The sequence below is a fragment of the Mycobacterium sp. MAA66 genome, assembly GCF_041261665.1.
Taxonomy (GTDB): Bacteria; Actinomycetota; Actinomycetes; order Mycobacteriales; family Mycobacteriaceae; genus Mycobacterium.
Window position 1 is genome coordinate 234,864 of record NZ_JBGCCC010000006.1, and the last position, 19,991, is coordinate 254,854.

Below are 19,991 nucleotides of genomic sequence, written 5' to 3' on the forward strand. Positions count from 1 at the left end.
GCGGGCTTTTGATGGCTAGCGTGGATGCCATGACCGAAACACTGAATGCACCGACCACCCATCCCAAGCGGATCGACATCTATCAGGCGTCGCCTGAGCTCTACGACGGGATGATGGCCTTCAGCAATGCCGCCGCCAAGGAACTCGACCCCACGATCGGCGAGCTGATCAAGATCCGGGCCTCACAGATCAACCACTGCGCCTTCTGCCTTGACATGCATGTGCACGACGCCCGTCGGCACGGTGAGACCGACCAACGGCTGGCCTTGGTAGCGGCCTGGGAAGAGGCCGGCGAGCTGTTCACCGAACGAGAGCGTGCCGCATTGGCTCTCACCGAGGCGATCACCGATCTGAGTCATGGACCGGTGCCCGACGACATCTACGCACAGGCCGCGGCGGTGTTCACCGAACGGGAGCTCGCCCACGTCGTCGGCATGGCCACGGTCATCAACTCCTGGAACCGGCTCAATGCGGCGACCCGGAAGGCGGTTCCGCGCCGTCGTTGACCCGCCACGCATCGACTGATGGCCGGCCGGCCGCAGCAACCATGGTCCTTCAGGCCATCGCGGTCGGCCACGGCCCAGCGATCTGGATCTGGTTTGCCGAAATTGCGTAGCGGGAGATTTATCGGGATTCATCCGGCGAATGATCACTGCCGGTTTACGCGTCCCTTAACAGTCCATTGCGCTGTTTTCAAATCTGATGGCTAACGGATACGTCGAGGTGGCTCCGATTCACAGGCCAGTGATGTGATGATCACTAACTCATCTAACCTGCGTTGGGCACTGGTGGCAAGTCCCTGACCAGCTACATAACTACTGGTGGGTAGCCGCGGAGCATTACATCTTGCGAAAAAATGACACGCGTTACATGAGCGAAACCTGGGAGTTTTGTCGGAGTTACCCGATACGTTGCTGTGGTTAATATCACAACTATCTATCAGGGGAAGACCATGCAGATCGCTGTTCGTTCCACGCTGTCGGCCGGGGTTGCGTTGATGGGAGCCGGCGTCATCGTCGCCTCTCCAGTTGCACCCCCGATGCCCGACATTCACCTACCGGCAGTCCACGTGAGCGCGGTCCGGCTTGCTGCGCTACCACAGGTGAACCCGATCACGGAGTGGGGCCAGGTCATCGCCGCGGCGTTGCAGAACACCAAAGTCCTCGCCACCGGTGTCCTTGCGGACCCGGCCCCCGTACTCGGGCAGATCGTGAAGAACGAGGTCGCCAGTGCGCTCACTGTGGGTGGATCCGTCAGAGACTTCTTGACTGCCGCCGTCGCGCAGCTCGGACAGACGCCGGATATGGTGCGGCAGGCGCTCGGCCAGCTCGCCGCGGGCCAGATCACCGATGGCTTCATCACCCTGTTTCAGGCCGCGATCTTCCCGATCGTGACGCCGATCCTCAGCACCAATATCCTCCCGGATATCCAGGCCGCCTTCCGTAAGCCGGTGCAGAACATGTTGAACGTCATCGACGTGGCCATCAACTCGCCGAGCGGAGCGGGCTGGGTTCTTGCGGCGGGATTCCCGGCGATTCAGCTGATGAGCGATGTCGTGACCGCTAGCGGCGACAGCCTCCAGCGGGTACTGACCGCGGTGAAGTCGGGCAATCTGGGTGCGGCCCTTGGTGCCATCCTGGCGATCCCGGCGACCATCACCGGCGCAGTGCTCAACGGGTACGCCGACGATGGAGGCGGACTCTTGGGGGTGAATGGTGTTGTGCAGGGGCTGCGGAACGCACTCCACATCATCGCGACCGCAATCACTCCGGCGCCGGCCAAGCCGCCCGCCGCCGCAACCGATATTCCGTCGGCGCGGACCATGATCGCTTTGCCGGCCGGCCCGAAGTCGGCGGCCGTCGCGAAACCGGCAGCTGCCAAAGCCACGGCGAAGCCGGCGGCCACGGCGGATGCCACCGATGCCACTGCGGCCGCCGGCGCCACTGCGGCCACCGATGGCTCCGGCGCCGCGAGTACGCCACTGGCCAAGACGGACCGCCGGGCGCGGGGCGCGAACAAGAAATCGGCGAGTAGCGACGACGGCACGTCGACGGCAGCGACCGGGCAGGGCACCAAGGGGGCTGACGACGGGTCCGCAGTGCCGACTCACAAGACCGCGCCGAGTTCCAAGAAGGATCGCACCACGACAAACAAGGGGGACAACGCTGCCTCGAACTCCGGAAAGACCGGCCGTCACTCGGGCGGTTCCGGCAATGGTGGCGCTGAGTAACCAGTTCGCTCGACCCCGTGGGTCCTGTCGTCCGGCGGGACGAGAGGGCCCACGGCGGTTGCGGACCGCCTGCCCACCGCTCCGTCAAATCTCACATATAGTTCCCAGCTTCGCTCTAGGGTTCTATTTGGTTGCACCTCAGTCAATATCTGCGGTTCGAGTCGTTTGGGGGAACGCGATGAGGCGATACGTCCGCCGGCTGGTGCTGCAGAGAATGGTCGTTGTCGTCATCGGGGCAATGGCGCTGGCCGTCATGTGTGCGAGTACCGATCCACGGCTACTGGCGGGTGCGCACGACTTCAAGGTGCTGCCGACGGCGTCCATCGTCGACTCCCCGGACACGGTGGGGCTGGCTGATTCGAATCTCTTGCGGCTGCAGACACATGCCGACATCGACAAAGAACTCGACATGATGCAGTCGATCGGAATTCAGGACATCCGAGTTGGCCTGTACTGGGCGGAGATTGAGCCGGCCCAAGGCGTTTACAACTGGTCGAATGCCGACTACATCATCGATCAGGCCAACAAGCGCGGTATGGGAGTGCTGGCTACCCTCAACGAGACTCCCGCGTGGGCCGGTCCGGTTGGATCGGGCACACCTTCCACCACCGATTACGCCGCCTACGCGCAAACGGTGGCCGAACGCTACAAGGGCAAGATCTCGGCCATGGAGGTGTGGAACGAGCCCAACGCGAACTTCTTCCTCAACCCGGTCAGTCCGAGCAACTACACCGCGTTGTTGAAGGCCGCCTACGCCGCCATCAAGTCGGTGGACTCGTCGATCACCGTCATCGGTGGGGTCCTGGGATCGGGCCGGACCCTGGGCAACGCCACGATGAATCCGGTGACATTTCTGCAGGGGATGTATGAGGCAGGCGCTCAGGGCTATTTCGATGCGTTGTCCTTCCATCCCTACGACTACACCTTGATGTTCTCCCAGCAGCAGGACCAAGTTGCTTCTCCACTAAGGCAATTGGAGAACATGCGATTGCTGATGGAGGCCTACGGCGATGGCGCCAAGAAGATCTGGGCCAGCGAGTACGGACTGCCCACGGCGACCAGTAGCGACGGCGTCAGCCAGCAACAGCAGGCCGATTACCTAAAGGACTTCCTGAACAGCTGGGGCCAGCAGGCCGGTACCGGGCCGATCTTCGTCTACTCGACCCGGGACCTGAACACCGGTGACGGCCAGGACGCCGATAACTTCGGTATCTGGCAGACGGACTGGACGGCCAAGCCTGCGGTCCAGGTGATCCAGGACTTCATCGCCGCCCACACGGCGGCGCCGACCAACCCGATCATCAATGCGATCAAGACCATCATCGTGGACGGGGTGAAGCTGGTCGGCGCGGTGATCACCGGCGTGGTGAATCTCGTTGTCGGCGTGGTGGATGCCATTGCGGCGGCGGTGGTCTGGGCGGTCAAGACGGTCGCCAAAGTTGTGGTCAATGTGGTCAACGGCATCGGGAACCTCGTCAAGAACGTCGTGAACGCGGTGGTCAGCGGCGTCGAGCACTGTCTCGGAGTCGGTGCGGCTGCGACCGCAACTGCGGCGGCCGCCAAGACCAAGGTGGCCGCCGTATCGGCGGCAAAGCCGGCCGCCGCGGTCAAAAGTGCTGTGGCAGTTCAGAAATCAACCAAGGTCAAGAAGTCCGGTGTTGATGCCTCCGGAGCAAAGCCGGCCGCGGACAGTGCCGAGGGCAAAGGCGCTGCGGATGGTCCCAGTGACACCAAGGCGAAGGATTCCGGGCGGAAGCCTTCAGTAGGTAAGGCCGGAAAGACCGGCAACGGCCGCGGCCAGGCGTCCGGGGTCAGCCCGTCACCCACTGCAACAGATTCCGGTGCAACAGATTCCGGCAAGCCTGCTCATGCAGGTGCGCCCAAGAAGATGAACGACGTGTCGACCGGCCCGCGGCACGTGCGATCGGGAGCTGCCAGCGTCGGTTGACAATGTCACGTCTGGTGACCGCTGCCGGCGTGCACCCAGTGGGCAGCCCCGTCAGCCGAGGTGCGGGGCGTTCTCGTCGGCCCCGTTGAACTTCGGCTCGGTGGAGGGGACGAACTGGTGGGGCACGGTGGTCGTCGTCTCCGGCGTGGTTGACGACTTGGTGGGGGTACTACTGCGGCTGGTAGACGACGGCTTCTCGTTGGGCGGAGAACAGGCCGGTACAGCGGTCAGTACAGCTGCTGCCACTACGGCTGCGCCAGCGAATCGAAGTGTCATTTCGCGGACATTAGTCGATCTCGCGACGACTGGACTACACCCAGTACGGAACCCGGGCCCGGTATTGGCGCATGGCGAGCGCGGCAACGACCCAGCCGACGACGGTCAGCACAATCACCACCGCCCAGTGCCGCAGGTGCTGAGGTTCGCCCAACAGTGGCGCCCGGACGATGTCCACGTAGTGCAGAAGCGGGTTCAGCTCAATGATTTTCGACCAGGTCCCGGCGCCTTGACCGCGCAGCGTCTGGTCGTTCCAGATGATCGGCGTCACGTAGAACAGCAGTTGCACCAGGCTTGCCAACAGCGGGCTGATGTCGCGGTATCGGGTGGACAGAATGCCGAAACACAGTGCGACCCAGACACAATTGGCCACGATCAGCGCCAAGGCGGGGATGACCGACAGGTCGGCCCACGACCACGGTTTGGGGAAGATGATCGCGATGATCACGTAGATGATGATGTTGTGCGCGAACAGCAGCACTTGTCGCCACACCAGTCGGTAGACGTGCACCGACAGTGGGGTCGGAAGTTGTTTGATCAGACCCTCATTGGCGACGAACACGTCGGCGCCTTCCAGGATCGAGGCATTGATCAGATTCCAGATGATCAGCCCCAGGGTCACATACGGCAAGTGGTCGGCCAGTGGCAGATGAAACAGCGTCGAGTACAAGCCACCCAACGCCACGGCCATGGTGCCGGTGGCGATGGTGATCCAGATCGGGCCGAGCACGCTGCGCCGGTAGCGCTGCTTGATGTCCTGCCACCCCAGGTGCAGCCACAGTTCGCGCTTGCCGAACCCGGAAACCAGGTCGGCCCAGGCCCGCGTGAAGGTCTTGGACTGCGCGGCGGCGTCGGTGAACGTCATCGGTGACCTCCGTTTGGTCTGTCGAATTTCTCGGAGCGTCCTAATTGTCTTAGCCGCAACCATTCCCGGAACCCGGCGGGGTCGCGGCGGGAAACCAGGAAGAACCAGCCGAAGCGCACCCACTCCTGCGGGATCAGCCGACGCATCCCGGGCTGGGACTGCAGATAGCCACGGTTGCGGTAGGTGAAGTATCGCTTGGTGTCGTCATCGGGGTACTGGGTGTGCATGCGGCCGCCCAGGATCGGCTTGAACTCGTCTGAGCCTTGGGGGTGCAGATAGACGGCCTCAAGACACGTGCCGAACGGCAGTCCGGAGCGCACCAGCCGACGGTGGATCTCGACCTCGTCGCCGCGCACGAACAGTCGGATATCCGGCACACCAACGGCTTCCAGGGTGGCGGCCCGGAACAGGGCGCCGTTGAACAGTGACGCGATACCGGGCAACAGGTCTGCACCCGCATCGCGATCGACCTGCAGCTCCGAAACGTACCGACGCCACACCAGTCCGCGTCGCAACGGAAAGGCCAGTCGCTGCGGTTCATTCAGGTCGCACACCATCGGGGAGACCGCGGCCAGCCGATGACGGTCGGCGCAGTCCAGCAAGGTGTCCAAGACCGCGGAGTCCGCCGGACGCCCGTCGTCGTCGGCCAACCACACCCATTGGGCACCCAGGCTCAATGCGTGCAGGATGCCCAGAGCGAAACCGCCTGCGCCGCCGAGGTTTCGGGCCGATCCGAGGTAGGTAGTGACAACTGGCTGCGACTCCACGAGCGACCGCACCGCGGGATCATTGTCGTTGTCCACGACGATCACGTGGTCGGGCAGCCGGGTTTGGGTGCAGACCACGGCGAGGGATTTCGCCAACTCCACCGGGCGTCGATGGGTGACGATCACCGCGCACAGCATGCCGGTCACGCTTGCCGCTCGCGCTCGTTCTCTTCCAACACCTCGCGGACGTGATGCGCGGCGTCGTCACCCTCGTAGGCGCGGACCACGTCCTCGATGCCGCCGGTCATTTTGATGGTGCCGTGGTCGACCCACATCGCGGTCTTACACAGCCGGGCCAGGAATTCGTTGGAATGGCTGGCGAACACCAGGATTCCGGAACGTTCGACGAGTGCCTGTAAGCGAGTGCGGGCCTTCTTCAGGAAGTCCGCGTCGACCGCGCCGATGCCCTCGTCCAGGAGCAGGATCTCCGGGTCGATGCTGGTGACCACGCCCATCGCCAACCGCACCCGCATGCCGGTCGAATAGGTACGTAGCGGCATGGACAGGTAGTCGCCGAGCTCGGTGAACTCGGCGATCTCGTCGACCTTGGCCATCATCTGCTTGCGGGTCTGCCCCAGGAACAGCCCGCGAATGACGATGTTCTCGAAGCCGGAGATCTCCGGATCCATGCCGACACCCAGATCGAACACCGGGGCCACCCGGCCGCGCACGGTTGCGCTGCCGCGGGTCGGCTCGTAGATGCCCGACAACAACCGCAGCAGCGTCGATTTACCGGCACCGTTATGGCCGACCAGGCCGACACGGTCGCCCATCGACAGCGACATGGTGATATCCCGAAGTGCTTCGATCACAACGACATTCGAGTCGTTGCGGCTGATGCCGCCGCCGGCCTTGCCCAGGAAGGCCTTCTTCAACGACCGCGACTTGGCGTCGAATATCGGGAACTCCACCCACGCGTTCTGCGTGGAGATGTGCGGTTCTGCCACGGTCTTACAGGTACTGGCCGGTGCCGGGCTGAGTCGGGCCCCGGTGCCCGCCGGGGCCGGCGGACGGCAGCGCACCTTGACGCATCTGTTCGAGCTGGGCGCGGACCGCCATCTGCTGGGCGAACAACGTCGTCTGGATGCCGTGGAACAAGCCCTCCAGCCAACCCACCAGCTGTGCCTGGGCGATCCGGAGTTCGGAGTCCGAAGGCACCGAGTCATCGGTGAACGGTAGGGACAGACGCTCGAGTTCGTCGCGCAGCTCCGGAGCCAGCCCGTCCTCGAGCTCGCGAATGGACGAGCGGTGGATCTCCCGCAGGCGGCTGCGAGAGGCATCATCGAGCGGTGCGGCGCGCACCTCTTCAAGCAGCTGCTTGATCATGGTGCCGATCCGCATCACCTTGGCGGGCTGTTCCACCAGGTCGGTCAGCGACTGGCCGTCGTCCTCGCTCTGGGGCAGGTCGCCACCGATGATCTCGATGTTGTCGTCGTCGTCCGGACTGAGCGTCATGGCTGCACTGTTCCTATCTGCTCGGACTTTGCGCGGACTGGTCACCGCGCCATTCGTAGATGCGGGCCCGGCCGTTGTCGTAGATCTTCGCCCACGACCGAGACTTGTTTAGCGAGACTAGTCCGTCGGGCATGACGAACCCGCGCACGATGGTCGAGCTGGTGATCACGTACTTGATGTGCAGGGCCTCGACGGCCTTGGCGACGCGGGGATCGGTGTCCGCCTTGTCGGCGTAGGCCCAGAAGGTGAAGCGGTTGTAGCCAGGGCCTTGCTGCTGCGGGTAGTCGTAGTGGGTCCACAGTGGGTGCAGCCCGGCGACCGCGTACATCCATGCGGTGCCGTCGGTGTTGGCGTCGCCGATCAGCGTGTCCTTCGCGCCGGGCAGGGTGGCCAGGTAGGCGAGCGCCTCGAGGTTCTTCTGATTGACCATCACCTGGTCGTACTTTTCGCCGATCAGGTAGCGGTGCCTGGGGAAGTAGTGCCAGGCCAGACCTGCGCTACTCAGCATCAGCAGGGCGACGGTGACCGCGGCCCAGAATCGGTCGGTGCGCGGTTGCTGCTGCCGGGCCCACTTCACGATCCAGGCGACCAGGCCGAACAACGCGATCCCGGCGAACGGGGTGATCAGCATGGTGACCACCCCGGTCAGTCGCCGCGGGTCGCTGTAGAACAGGTCGGCGTACTTGCCGATGACGAAGCCGAACGGCCCGCTGAATGGTGCACCCGAATGCACGATCGCCACGATCAGCAGCGTCCAGGTGGCCAGCGGCCACCAGACTCGTCGGACCAACAGGATCAGCCCGCCGGCGCCCCCGAGCGCGATCAGGATGTTCTGGATCGGGTAGTCGTTGAGGTGCCGGGTGTGTTGGACGACGGCGTTGAACAGCACCCGCAACTTGCTCTGGTGGGTGACGAACTCGTGGCCGACGATGATGTCGGCCTGCGCCAGCACGCCGATGAATTGCGGCAGCAGCAACACCAGGGTGGGCAGTCCGACGGCCAGCAAGGCGAGGAAGTCGGGGAACCGGCCGTGCACCGGATGCCACAACGCATCGCACAGCCACCACATGCCGACGAAGGTCACCACCACGATGCCGCCGGTGATGTGCGTCGAGAACACTCCCAGCAGCGCCAGGATCGCCAGCGGAATCCGGTCGCGGTGGCGCAGGCAGGACATGATCAGCACCGTGGTCGGTACGGCCAACCCGTAGGCGACCAGGTTCGGGATGGCGGCAACGTCGAACTCGACATAGGGCACCGAGGTGAAGGAGGCCGACAGCGCGGCGGCGGTCGCGGCGGCTCCGGCCGACCAGCGCGGCGACGTGACCGGGCGGGTCAGGGTCCACGTCAGCACTGCGGCACTCGCCGGGAACAGCCACACCGCGGCGGCCAATGAATTCAGTGTGTAGGAGGTGGTCGCGGCCGCGCCGGTGAGCTGACTGAAGACGGCGGCCAGCGCGTGGAAGGTGGACGGGTAATAGAGCAGGGCGTGGGTCTCGACGTTGCGCAACTCGCCCATGTGGGTCGGCGAGGCCTGCCCGGTCTCCAGGATCCAACGGATGGTGTTGGCGTGCCAGACCGAGTCCCAGGTGCTCGGAATGGATTGCCAATGGGGCATGCCCACCATTGCTGAAATCAAGATCGCCCCGGCCCCGAACAGCACGCCTGCGGCCACGATGAGCGCGGGCTGCCGGGTAATGGATCGGGCTTCGGCGTCGTGGTCGATGAACCGTTTCAGGCCGACTCGGCACAGTGAAATCAAGAGCGCCACCACGGCCAGCGTGGCCAGTGCCGTGAATATATTCCACGGCACGCCGATTGCCCCGAACGGGATGATGACCAGGGCAACTACGCCGTAGGTCAAGGCCGGTGCCACGGCAATCGCGGTGGGCCAGGTTAGCTGCGCAGCACGGGCGATGGTTGCTCCCGGGATCAGCATGATCAACAGGGCAGCAACGACTCCGGACGCCAAGCTCACTGCACTAGTATGGCTGTACGGGCGACCCGCCTTGGCGCGGTGTCGATGCGAGGGGGCGCCCTCCGAACTCTGTTCGGATCGAGGTTCACACACGCTCGAAGGTTGGCTTGGCATGGCATACGACGTCGCCCGGGTGCGGGGCCTGCACCCGTCGCTGGGCGGCGGATGGGTGCATTTCGACGCACAGCGCGGCATGCTGCTGCCCGATTCGGTATCCACCACGGTGTCGACCGCCTTCCGCGGCTCGTTGCCGTCGTCCGAGGGTCCGCATCCGTCGGCGCAACGCAGCGCCGCAATCCTCACCGCCGCGCGTCAGGCCGTCGCCGATCTGGTCGGTGGCGACGCCCGCGGCGTGGTGCTCGGCGCCGACCGCGCGATCTTGTTGAACTCGCTGGCCGAAGCGTCGGCGTCGCGTACCGGCCTCGGCAATGAGGTCGTGGTCACCCGGCTGGACGACGAGGCGAACATCGCACCGTGGCTGCGCGCTGCGAATCTTTATGGCGCCAAGGTGAAGTGGGCTGAGTTCGATATCGAGACCGGGGACCTGCCCAGCTGGCAGTGGGAATCGTTGGTAACCCGGCCGACCCGGCTGGTGGCGATCACCTCGGCGTCTTCGAGGCTGGGCACCGTCACGGACCTGCGTCCGGTGACCAAGCTGGTCCGCGACAACGGCGGCATGGTCGTGGTGGACCATTCGGCAGCCGCGCCGTACCGGCTGATCAACATCGACGACATCGACGCCGACGTGATCGCGCTGAATGCGTCGGCTTGGGGTGGGCCACCGGTGGGTGCGCTGGTGTTCCGCGATCCGGATGCTATCGATACGCTCGGCGCGGTGTCGCTGGACCCGAATGCGCGCGGCGCGGCACGACTGGAACTGGGCACGCATCAGTTCGGCATGCTCGGTGGACTGGTGGCCAGTGTCGAGTACCTGGCCAATCTGGATGAGGCGGCCAGTGGAACGCGCCGCGAAAGACTTTCGCAGTCAATGAATTCGGCGGGGCAGTACCTGAATCGGGTGTTCGATTACCTGGTGGGGTCGCTGCGGTCGCTGCCCTTGGTCATGGTCCTCGGCGCGCCGGAGACGCGGATCCCGGTGTTGAGCTTTGCGGTGCACGACGTGCCGGCCGACCGGGTGGTCAGCCGCCTGGCCGACAACGGGGTGCTCGCGGTGTTGGACACCTCGTCTCGGGTATTCGAGGCGATCGGGGTCAACGACATCGGCGGTGCTGTGACGGTGGGCCTGGCGCACTACACGACGACGGCCGAAGTGGACCAGTTGGTCCGTGCCCTGGCGTCGCTAGGTTGATTGTCGGCTCAGCCGACGTGGGCTGATTGTCGGCTCAGCCGACGTGACTAATCCCGAACGCGCAGAAGCACTTTTCCGGATACCGCACCCGACTGCAACAGCTGGTGGGCTTCGGTGGCCTGTTCGACGGGCAACTCGGCGCCGATGATCGGCTGCACCCGGCCGGCCGCGATCAGCGGCCAAACATGTTGCACGACTTCGGTTATCACCGCACCCTTGCCGGACGGTCCATGTACGGGGCGCGCGCGCAGGGTGGTGCCGATGACCCCGGCGCGCTTGGCCATCAGCTTGGCGATGTTGAGCTCGCCCTTGATGCCGCCCTGCATTCCGATGATCACCAGTCGGCCGTCGGCGGCCAAGGCATCGATGTTGCGGTCCAGGTACGACGCCCCCATGATGTCGAAAATGACGTCTGCGCCACCTTCTTTGGTCATTCGCTCGACGAAGTCCTCGTCGCGGTAGTTGATCAGCAGGTCGGCGCCGAGCTCCCGGCACACTTCGAGTTTGTCGTCCGCCCCGGCTGTGACTGCGACTTTGACTTCGAGGGCCTTCGCAACCTGGATGGCGTGGGTGCCGATGCCGCTGGCACCGCCGTGCTGCAGCAACCACTGGCCGGGCTGAAGGTGCGCGGTCATCATCAGGTTCGACCAGACGGTCGCAGCGACCTCGGGCAGGCCCGCGGCATGGTGCACGCTGACCCCGGCGGGGATCGGCATCACCTGCGGGGCCGGGACGGCGACTCGTTCGGCGTAGCCGCCGCCTGCCACCAGCGCGCAGACCTCGTCGCCCACCTGCCAACCGTCGACGCCCGCGCCGAGCTCGGTGATCTGGCCGGAGACCTCCATGCCGAGGGTCTCGCTGGCGCCCGGCGGCGGGGGATAGAGCCCGGCGGCCTGCAGCAGGTCGGCCCGGTTGAGCCCAGCCGCGACGACGTCGATGATCACCTCGCCCGGTTTGGCGGTGACGTCGGGGACGTCCTTCCATGTCAGCTGACCTGGCGATTCAACGACTATGGCGCGCATGGTCGTAACGCTACACACGAACCCGGCAGGCTCGGGCCCGCATCGAACCCTTAGGCTGGTTCGCGGTGGCGTGGCAGAGCGGCCTAATGCACTCGCCTTGAAAGCGAGAGTCGGCTAAACCCGACCGGGGGTTCAAATCCCTCCGCCACCGCCAGCTCAGAGGGATTTTGGCGTCGAGCCAGGCGCCGGTCACCTCAGAGAAGTGACACTTTTGACCCCACCGGCGTGGAATCAATCCGGCGAGCTTGTTGGTGGTTGAGTCGATCATCCGTGGCCGAAATTTGGTGGCCGGACCCACCGTCGGGCAGCTATCGTGACCGGTGTGAACATCCGAGTCGAGGAGGTCGTCGGCGCTCGCGCCGACATCAGATGACCGCGCCCCGTCGCCGACCCGTTCGGGCCGGCGACGCAGTCATATCCTCACTCACCGGCGCGCACCGCGTGCGCTCCCCTTTTCAGGATGGTTTCACCAATGGACGCCTACACCCGTGACCAGATCATCGGCGCCTTCCGCGGCGCCACCCGCAGCGAGGTCAAGAAGGTCACCTTCGCTGCGAATTTCGATGCCATCGACTTCGGCAAGTTGGATTATTACGGCTGGACCGACCCCAAGATCCCGCGCCGCGCCTACGTGCTGGTCGACCGGCCCGACGGACCGGTTGCGCTGCTGCTCAGCCGGGCCGCGGTCAAACCCCGCGCACGTGCCATGTGCACGTGGTGCAACGATGTCAACCTCTCCGATGAGGCGGTGCTCTACACCGTCCGCCGGGGCGGCGCCGCAGGCCGTAAGGGGGACACCATCGGCACCCTGATCTGCGCGAACTTCGGCTGCTCCCGCAATGTCCGGCAGCTGCCGCCGGCGTATCACAAGGGCACTGACCTTGACGGCATACGCGAACAGCAGGTCGGCAAGCTGCGGCGCAAGGTGCACGGATTCGTCAACGAGGTGCTCTCGACGGAGGACTGAGCCCGGCGACGGTGACGGCAGGGCTCTCCTGCGGGAACGCCGACTCTGGACCCGGTGCACACGGCCGGATGCCGACGCGATACAGATACAAGCGTGAGCTATCTCGGCGACCAGGCAGCACGCTGGCTGCACGGGGTGCTGCCTGGGTGGCACATACCCGCATCACGTTCGGTTGACGAAGGCACCGACGGTGCGAGCCTGGTCGGATTCGTCTTCGTCGCGGCAGTGGTCGGAGCGCTTACCGGGCTGGCCGCGGCCAGCTTCCGAATCCTGTTGATCCACATGGGCGCGTGGCGTGGCGCACTCGCGAGCTGGGCGCACGGTAGCTGGTGGGGGCTGGCTGTCGTCATGGTTGTCTGCGCGGCCGGTACGACAGCCGCAGCCGCCCTGGTCAAGCGCGTCGAGCCGCATGCGGAGGGCAGCGGTATCCCTCGCGTGGAAGCCGTCGTCGAGGGACGTCTACCGCCGGGGCGGTTCCGCATTCTGCCGGTCAAGTACGTCGGAGGCTTACTGTCGATCGGTAGTGGACTGGCGCTCGGGCGAGAAGGTCCCTCAGTGCAGATGGGCGGCTCGATCGCGGTCATCGTGGCTTCAGTGACGCGCCGCTCTCAGGCTGATCTGCGCATCCTCGCCGCCGGGGGTGCCGCCGCAGGGCTGGCGACCGCGTTCAACGCTCCGATCGCCGGTGGCGTCTTCGTTCTCGAAGAACTCGTGAAGCGGTTCGACCCGCGCACGACCATCGCGACACTCACCGCCTCCGCGTCCGGTTTCGCGGCCGCGTACCCGTTCACCGGTTCGGACAGTGAGTTCCAAATGCCGCACCTGCACGACCCCCACATGGCCGGCGCCGGTTGGGTGTTCGTCGTCGGCATCCTCACGGGTGTCCTGGGTGTTCTCTACAACAAAGCGCTGATGTTCGGTCTGCGCTTGGCGGACACCAGCCGCTGGCCGGTCGAGGTACGCGCTGCCGGCATCGGCTCACTTGTCGGCATCCTCGTTTGGTCCGCCCCGGATCTGGCCGGCGGCGGCGACAACCTCACGCAGAACGCCCTCTTCGGGCACGGTTCCATCTGGATGGTCACCGGTGTGTTGGTACTCAGGTTTTTCCTCGGTGTGGTCTCTTATGCCACGTCGACCCCAGGTGGTCTGTTCGCCCCGATGCTCGTTCTCGGCGCTGATATCGGCCTCATCGTCGGACTGGCGGCGTCCTACCTAACTCCGGGTAGTGCACCCGACCCGGCGGCGCTGGCTCTCATCGGAATGGCCGCATTTTTCACGGCCAGCGTTCAAGCTCCCGTCACCGGGCTGATCCTCGCCACCGAGCTCACCGGTACCACCAACCAACTTCCCCCCATGCTCGGGGCCTGCGCCACAGCGCTCCTGGTGGCGGCTGCTCTCCGCGCGCGGCCGATCTATGACCTTCTGACCGACCGCGCCGCAACCCGAAGTTAGTCAGTTCAGCGTCAACCAGGCCAGGCTGCCCAGACCGGCCAGCGCGCAGTAGATCGCGAACGGCGTCAGGGTGCGGGTCTCGAAGTACTTCACCAGGAATCGCACCGCCAGATATGCCGCGATGAATGCCGCAAGACTGCCGGCCAGCACCTGCCCACCGATGCCCTCGCCCGCCGGGCCGAACAGCTCGGGGATCTTGTAGACGCCGGCGGCCAGGATCACCGGGGTCGCCAACAGAAATGAGAACCGGGCTGCGTCCTCATGCGACAGCCCGCGCAGCACACCGGCGACCATGGTGGCGCCGGAGCGGCTGATACCGGGCAGCAGCGCCAGGATCTGTGCCGCGCCGATGCCTATCGCTTCCGCGATGGGCAGGCGGGCCAGTCGCTCGTCGGAATCGGTCAGGCCTTCGGAGTGCTCAGCGGCCGGTACCGCGGAGGCTGAGCGGCGCCGAAGCCGTTCGCCCGCAAAGAGAACCACGCCGTTGATGGTGAGGAATACCGCCGCTGGAATGGGTTTGCCCAGCGTGGTGCGCAGGGCTTTGTCGAGGGCCAGACCGGCGATACCGACCGGGATGGTGGACAGGATCAGCAGCCACGCCAGGCGCTCGGCTGAGGTGGTGATCTTGCGGTTCTTGATCGAGGTGAACAACCCGCCGATGACTGCGACCCAGTCCCGCCAGAAGAACACCAGCAGCGCCAGGGCCGTCGCCACGTGCACGGCGACCAGGAACGCCAGGTATGGCGATTCCTTGCCGGTCATGTCCAGATCCTTGGCCCACTGGCCGCCGACGAGTGCCGGCACCAGGATGGAGTGGCCCAGGCTGGACACCGGGAACAGCTCGGTGACGCCCTGGAATGCGCCGACAATAATTGCTTCAACATAGTTGAGGCTCAAGACAATTCGCCCTTTCGTGGCGGTCGGAAACGGAGGTTACTCGCCCTTGAATTCCGGTGGCCGCTTGGCGAACATCGCGGTGATGCCCTCGCTCAGGTCCTTCGACGCGATGAACGCCGAGTTCCACGCCGCCACGTAGCGCAGGCTTGCCGAAACCTGGTCTGTGCGTTGTTCATCCAGTACGTCCTTGACCCCGCGGACCGTCAGCGGCGGGTTGGCGGCGATCTCGCGCGCAGTTTCGTGCGCGGCGGCCAACGCGGCCTCGGCGTCGTCGAACACGTCGTTCACCAGACCGATCTTCTCGGCCCGTGCGGCGTCGATGTCCTTGCCGGTCAACGCCAGTTCACGCAGATGCCCGTCGTTCAGGATCAATGGCAGCCGGGCCAGTGAACCCACGTCGGCCACGATGGCCAGCTTGACTTCGCGTACCGAGAACTTGGCGTCGGCGCTGGCATACCGGATGTCGACCGCGGAGATCAGGTCGACGCCGCCGCCGATGCACCAGCCGGCGACCGCGGCGATCGTCGGGGTCCGGCAGTCGGCGACCGTGGTGATCGACTGCTGCATGGCGCGCAGCTTGGTGTGGAAGTCGGACCGTTCCTTGGCCAGCGCGCCCTCGGCCAGCATCGGCGTCAGCGTGCCGCCCATTGCGGCCAGGTCCAGGCCGTAGCTGAAGTTCTTGCCCGAGCCGGTCAATACGATCGCGCGGACGTTCGGGTCGGCGTCCAATGCCTCGAAGGCCACCGGTAGCTCGGCCCAGAAGGCCGGTCCCATGGCGTTGCCCTTGCCGGGGCCGGTCAGTGTCACCTGGGCGACGTGGCCGTCGACCTCAACGGTGAGAGATTCGTAGGTAGCACCCATGAACCGGAAGGCTAGCGGGTCCGGCTGGGGCGGGCCTAGCGACTCTTGATCCACCCGCGTGCGAAGTCCAGGAACGGGTCGTTTTCGGCCGGCACCGTGACCGTGACGCGCACCCCGTCCTGACCGTAGGGGCGCACCAGCAGCTTGTGGTCGGCGGCCGCGTCGACGAAATCATCGGTACCGTCCGGGCCCAGCGGCAGCCAGACGAAGTTGGCCTGCGAGTCGGGGAGTTCAAAGCCGGCGTCGCGCAGGGCGTTCGACACCCGGGTGCGTTCGGCGGTGACGGCGTCGGTGCGCGCCAGCAGTTCGTCGGCGGCATCCAGACAGGCGATCGCCGCGGCCTGGCTGACGCTGGTCGCGGTGAACGGGACGTACACCTTGCCGAGTGCGGTGACAATGTCCTCGTGTGCGACCGCGTAGCCGATGCGCAGACCAGCCAGCCCGTACGCCTTCGAAAATGTGCGGAGGACAACCACATTGGGGTGTTGACGGACCAGTGCCAGGCTGTCGGGCAGTAGCCCGTCGCGGATGTACTCCACGTATGCCTCGTCCAGCACCACCATGATGTGCGGCGGCACCCTGGCCACGAACTCGGCCAGCTCGACGGGGTCGACCACCGTCGAGGTCGGATTGTTCGGGTTGCACACGAAGATCAGCCGGGTGCGATCGGTGATCGCGGCCACCATGGCAGCCAGATCGTGGGTGTGGTCCTTGAGCGGGACCGGCACCGGTGTCGCGCCGGCAGTGCGGACCTGCAGCGGGTAGATCTCGAAGCTGCGCCAGCCGAAGAGCACCTCGTCGCCGACCGAGGAGGTGATCTGGATGAGCTGCTGGCACAGACTCACCGATCCGCAGCCCACCGCGATCTGCTCTGGGGTGAAGCCGACGTATTCCGCCAGTCGCTCGCGTAGGGCGCGGTAGCCGTTGTCCGGGTAGCGGTTGATGGTGTCGGTGGCCCTGGCTATGGCTTCGCGCACGCTGGGCAACGGACCGTCCACGGTCTCGTTGCTGGCGATCTTGATGGCACCCACGACGGTGCGGCCGGGGGTGTAGGCGGGCAGATCGGCCATTTCGGGGCGCAGACGGACGGTCACCCGGGACAGTCTAGGTGGCCGGCAGATGGCCCTCTGGCGTCGCGCTTTGCCTTCGGCGGCCTTCACTGTGTACCGTATGCCCTCGGCGGTTCCGGGGTTGGATGGTCCGGTACCCTCGGATCGTTCAGGAGGCGTGCCAGAGCGGCCGAATGGGACTCACTGCTAATGAGTTGTCCCCCTTAAAGGGGACCGGAGGTTCAAATCCTCTCGCCTCCGCTACACAACTTAATAATCATGCGCCCGTAGCTCAATGGATAGAGCACCTGACTACGGATCAGGAGGTTAGGGGTTCGAGTCCCTTCGGGCGCACAAGATGAAGCGGGGCCAGCGTAATGCCGGCCCCGCTTTCGTTGTCTTGGCGTTCACCCCGGGCTCGCCCCGTCGTTGTCGGTGGGGTAGCGCACGAGCCTCGCGGCCACCTGCGCGTAGATCTCGCCGAGTTTGTGCGGGTCGCGATGGGTGCGTGAAGGGAACCACCGACACACGTCGACGCACAGCGAGGAGATCGCCATGACGACGTCGTCGAGGTTGTCGACGTGGAATTCACCTGTCGCCATGCCGCTTTCGACGATGTCGGCGATGACGTCGGTCACTTGGTGCCGCAGTGGGGCAATGGTCCGGTAGTGGGCCGGGGTCAGGCCGTGTAGCTCGTATTGGACGACTCGGGCTTGTTTGGAGTTCTCGGCGTGCCAGGTGGCGAAGGCCGCCACGACGGTATGGAACCGATCCGGGCACGACGCAGACGGGTCGTCGGTCGCGCGCAGCGTGGCCAGCAGGCTGCCGTGTCCTTCCAGGGCGATGGCGTAGAGCAGCTCTTCTTTGGAGCGGTAGTGCGGATACATCGCCGTCGCGCTCATGTTCAGGCGATTGGCGATCTGCCGCGTCGATGAGCCGCCGTAGCCGGACTCGGCGAAGGCCTCGATCGCCGCCCGCCGGATTCGTTCGGCCGCGGCCGAATCGGTAGTCCGGTCAGCTCCCATGTCAACGGGATCGTACACGCGGGTTGACACGGCGCAGGTCTATAAGCGATATTAGCAATCGCTAATAATATTAGCGATTGCTAATGTTCGTCGACCGGAAGGACGGGCCCCGAAGTGGCTGATTTCATGTCTCGTCGTGATGTGGACTTCTTGCTGTACGAGTGGCTCGATGTCGTCGAGCTCACCAAGCACGAGCACTTCGCGGAGCATTCGCGCGACACCTTCGACGCGGTGCTGGACCTCAGTTCCGACATCGCGACCAAGCGCTTCGCCCCGCACAACAAGAAGTCCGACCAGAACGAGCCGTACGTCGACGAGAGCGGCCGGGTGGTGCTCATCGACGAGATCAAGCAAGCGCTGGACGACTTCAACGAGGCCGGGCTGATGGCCGGCTCGTTCGATGAGCGCGTCGGAGGCATGCAGCTGCCCACCGTGGTGTCGCAGGCCTCGAATGCGTTCTTCCGGGCGGCCAATCCCGCCACCTTCTCCTACGCGTTCCTCACCGTCGGCAACGCCAATCTGCTGGCCGAATACGGCACCGAGGAACAGATCGACACCTGGGTTCGTCCCATGCTCGAAGGCCGGTACTTCGGCACCATGTGCTTGTCGGAGCCGGCCGCCGGCTCGTCGCTGACCGACATCAGCACCAAGGCGTCGAAGGCGGCCGACGGCACCTACCGGATCACCGGCACCAAGATGTGGATCACCGGCGGCGACCACGAACTGTCGGAGAACATCGTCCACTTGGTCCTGGCCAAGGTCCCCGGTGGCGGACCCGGCGTCAAGGGCATCTCGCTGTTCATCGTGCCGAAGTTCCTGGTTGACGGCACCCGCAACGATGTCGCGTTGGTCAGCCTCAATCACAAGATGGGCAACCACGGCACCACCAACGCCCTGCTGAACTTCGGCGACGGCACCCACGAGCCCACCGACGAGCCGGGTGCGGTCGGTTACCTGGTGGGGGAGGAACACCACGGGCTGGCCTACATGTTCCACATGATGAACGAAGCCCGCGTCGCCGTCGGGTTCCTGGCGATGGGGATCGGCTACGCCGGTTACCTGGCGTCGGTGGAATACGCCAAAGTCCGTACCCAAGGTCGCCCTGCCGGCGAGAAGGACCCGTCGCGCTCGCAGGTCGCGATCATCGAACACGCCGACGTCAAGCGCATGCTGTTGGCTCAAAAGTCTTATGTCGAAGGCGCATTGGCGCTCGGCCTGTACTGCGCGCGATTGGTCGATGAGGCCCGGATCAACACCGGACCCGACCGTGACGAGGCGCAGCTGATGCTGGAGGTCCTCACCCCGATCGCCAAGAGCTGGCCGTCGCAGTGGTGCCTGGAAGCCAACAATCTCGCGATCCAGATCCACGGTGGCTACGGGTATACCAAGGAATTCGACGTCGAGCAGCACTACCGCGACAATCGACTCAATGCCATCCACGAAGGCACGCATGGCATCCACGGGCTCGACCTGCTCGGGCGCAAGGTGGTCATGCAGGGCGGCGCCGGTTTGAAGCTGCTGCAACAGCGGATCAGCGAAACCGTCGAGACGGCAATGCGATCCGAGGACACTGCGGGCTACGCGCGCGACCTGCAGAGCCAGATCGAGCGGCTGGTCGAGATCACCTCGACGCTGTGGGCAGCCGACGATGTCGCCACCACGTTGGCGAACTCGACCGCCTACCTGGAGGCTGCCGGCCATATCGTCGTCGCCTGGATCTGGCTGGAGCAGCTGATCGCCGTCGGCGGTAACACCGGAAGCTTCTACGACGGCAAACGTGCTGCCGCCCAGTACTTCTACCGCTACGAACTACCCAAGGCGACAACCCAGATGGACCTGCTGGCCAGCCTGGATCGCACCACTGTCGACGCGCACCCCGACTGGTTCTAG

General features: G+C 65.1%; 18 protein-coding genes and 3 tRNA genes. 10 read left to right on the forward strand and 11 right to left on the reverse strand.

The annotated features are described in order from the left end of the window. Window positions 1–29 precede the first annotated feature (29 nt). The 3 genes from ABIA30_RS18840 to ABIA30_RS18850 all read left to right on the forward strand — a co-directional run bounded on the left by ABIA30_RS18840 (window position 30) and on the right by ABIA30_RS18850 (window position 4,178). On the forward strand, window positions 30–506 hold the full coding sequence (locus ABIA30_RS18840; protein WP_370068094.1) for a carboxymuconolactone decarboxylase family protein: 477 nt from the start codon (window positions 30–32) through the stop codon (window positions 504–506). A gap of 446 nt (window positions 507–952) precedes the next feature. Then, window positions 953–2,230, forward strand: coding sequence for a hypothetical protein (locus ABIA30_RS18845; protein WP_370068096.1), 1,278 nt, complete (start codon window positions 953–955; stop codon window positions 2,228–2,230). 178 nt (window positions 2,231–2,408) lie between these two features. After that, window positions 2,409–4,178 carry a cellulase family glycosylhydrolase gene (locus ABIA30_RS18850; protein ID WP_370068098.1) on the forward strand — a complete coding sequence of 590 codons (1,770 nt, stop codon included), beginning with the start codon at window positions 2,409–2,411 and terminating at the stop codon, window positions 4,176–4,178. Window positions 4,179–4,229: 51 nt separating this feature from the next. Here the strand turns inward: ABIA30_RS18850 and ABIA30_RS18855 are convergent, their stop codons facing one another. The 6 genes from ABIA30_RS18855 to ABIA30_RS18880 are packed head-to-tail and all read right to left on the reverse strand — an operon-like array spanning window position 4,230 to window position 9,519. Continuing rightward, entirely contained in the window at window positions 4,230–4,454 is a 225-nt protein-coding gene (locus ABIA30_RS18855; protein WP_370068100.1) for a hypothetical protein, read from the reverse strand. 34 nt (window positions 4,455–4,488) lie between these two features. Continuing rightward, on the reverse strand, window positions 4,489–5,319 hold the full coding sequence (locus tag ABIA30_RS18860; protein ID WP_370068102.1) for an ABC transporter permease: 831 nt from the start codon (window positions 5,317–5,319) through the stop codon (window positions 4,489–4,491). Next, window positions 5,316–6,224, reverse strand: coding sequence for a glycosyltransferase (locus ABIA30_RS18865; protein ID WP_370068186.1), 909 nt, complete (start codon window positions 6,222–6,224; stop codon window positions 5,316–5,318). Before ABIA30_RS18865 ends, ABIA30_RS18860 begins: the two co-directional genes overlap by 4 nt. Before the next feature lie 5 nt (window positions 6,225–6,229). Continuing rightward, window positions 6,230–7,033: an ABC transporter ATP-binding protein gene (locus ABIA30_RS18870; protein WP_370068104.1), complete on the reverse strand. Its 804-nt coding sequence runs from the start codon at window positions 7,031–7,033 to the stop codon at window positions 6,230–6,232. Window positions 7,034–7,037: 4 nt separating this feature from the next. Then, window positions 7,038–7,541: a bacterial proteasome activator family protein gene (locus ABIA30_RS18875; RefSeq protein WP_370068106.1), complete on the reverse strand. Its 504-nt coding sequence runs from the start codon at window positions 7,539–7,541 to the stop codon at window positions 7,038–7,040. A gap of 13 nt (window positions 7,542–7,554) precedes the next feature. Then, on the reverse strand, window positions 7,555–9,519 hold the full coding sequence (locus tag ABIA30_RS18880; RefSeq protein WP_370068108.1) for a DUF6541 family protein: 1,965 nt from the start codon (window positions 9,517–9,519) through the stop codon (window positions 7,555–7,557). Window positions 9,520–9,631: 112 nt separating this feature from the next. Here ABIA30_RS18880 and ABIA30_RS18885 point away from each other — a divergent pair, with 112 nt between their 5' ends. Further along, entirely contained in the window at window positions 9,632–10,828 is a 1,197-nt protein-coding gene (locus tag ABIA30_RS18885) for a cysteine desulfurase-like protein (protein WP_370068110.1), read from the forward strand. Between the two features lie 47 nt (window positions 10,829–10,875). On the opposite strand, the gene ABIA30_RS18890 is transcribed toward ABIA30_RS18885, so the two are convergent. After that, on the reverse strand, window positions 10,876–11,850 hold the full coding sequence (locus ABIA30_RS18890) for an NAD(P)H-quinone oxidoreductase (RefSeq protein ID WP_370068112.1): 975 nt from the start codon (window positions 11,848–11,850) through the stop codon (window positions 10,876–10,878). Window positions 11,851–11,914: 64 nt separating this feature from the next. On the opposite strand from ABIA30_RS18890, the gene ABIA30_RS18895 reads away from it, so the two are divergent. The 3 genes from ABIA30_RS18895 to ABIA30_RS18905 all read left to right on the forward strand — a co-directional run bounded on the left by ABIA30_RS18895 (window position 11,915) and on the right by ABIA30_RS18905 (window position 14,269). Further along, a tRNA-Ser gene (locus ABIA30_RS18895) sits at window positions 11,915–12,004 on the forward strand. A gap of 306 nt (window positions 12,005–12,310) precedes the next feature. After that, window positions 12,311–12,817 (forward strand): FBP domain-containing protein, encoded by a 507-nt coding sequence (locus tag ABIA30_RS18900; protein WP_370068114.1) that lies wholly within the window; start codon window positions 12,311–12,313, stop codon window positions 12,815–12,817. A gap of 93 nt (window positions 12,818–12,910) precedes the next feature. After that, the gene (locus ABIA30_RS18905; RefSeq protein ID WP_370068116.1) at window positions 12,911–14,269 is read left to right on the forward strand and encodes a ClC family H(+)/Cl(-) exchange transporter; all 1,359 of its coding nucleotides are present in this window, start codon (window positions 12,911–12,913) and stop codon (window positions 14,267–14,269) included. Here the strand turns inward: ABIA30_RS18905 and ABIA30_RS18910 are convergent, their stop codons facing one another. The 3 genes from ABIA30_RS18910 to ABIA30_RS18920 are packed head-to-tail and all read right to left on the reverse strand — an operon-like array spanning window position 14,270 to window position 17,121. Next, window positions 14,270–15,172 (reverse strand): undecaprenyl-diphosphate phosphatase, encoded by a 903-nt coding sequence (locus ABIA30_RS18910; RefSeq protein ID WP_370068188.1) that lies wholly within the window; start codon window positions 15,170–15,172, stop codon window positions 14,270–14,272. 30 nt (window positions 15,173–15,202) lie between these two features. Next, window positions 15,203–16,027, reverse strand: coding sequence for a crotonase/enoyl-CoA hydratase family protein (locus ABIA30_RS18915; RefSeq protein WP_370068118.1), 825 nt, complete (start codon window positions 16,025–16,027; stop codon window positions 15,203–15,205). Window positions 16,028–16,062: 35 nt separating this feature from the next. Further along, on the reverse strand, window positions 16,063–17,121 hold the full coding sequence (locus ABIA30_RS18920; protein WP_370068120.1) for a pyridoxal phosphate-dependent aminotransferase: 1,059 nt from the start codon (window positions 17,119–17,121) through the stop codon (window positions 16,063–16,065). A 127-nt stretch (window positions 17,122–17,248) separates the two neighbouring features. Between ABIA30_RS18920 and ABIA30_RS18925 the strand changes: the two genes are divergently transcribed. Further along, window positions 17,249–17,337 (forward strand) — tRNA-Ser (locus ABIA30_RS18925). 20 nt (window positions 17,338–17,357) lie between these two features. Continuing rightward, window positions 17,358–17,430, forward strand: a tRNA-Arg gene (locus tag ABIA30_RS18930). Between the two features lie 53 nt (window positions 17,431–17,483). On the opposite strand, the gene ABIA30_RS18935 is transcribed toward ABIA30_RS18930, so the two are convergent. After that, window positions 17,484–18,101, reverse strand: coding sequence for a TetR/AcrR family transcriptional regulator (locus ABIA30_RS18935; RefSeq protein ID WP_370068122.1), 618 nt, complete (start codon window positions 18,099–18,101; stop codon window positions 17,484–17,486). A 114-nt stretch (window positions 18,102–18,215) separates the two neighbouring features. Between ABIA30_RS18935 and ABIA30_RS18940 the strand changes: the two genes are divergently transcribed. Beyond that, entirely contained in the window at window positions 18,216–19,991 is a 1,776-nt protein-coding gene (locus tag ABIA30_RS18940; protein ID WP_370068124.1) for an acyl-CoA dehydrogenase, read from the forward strand.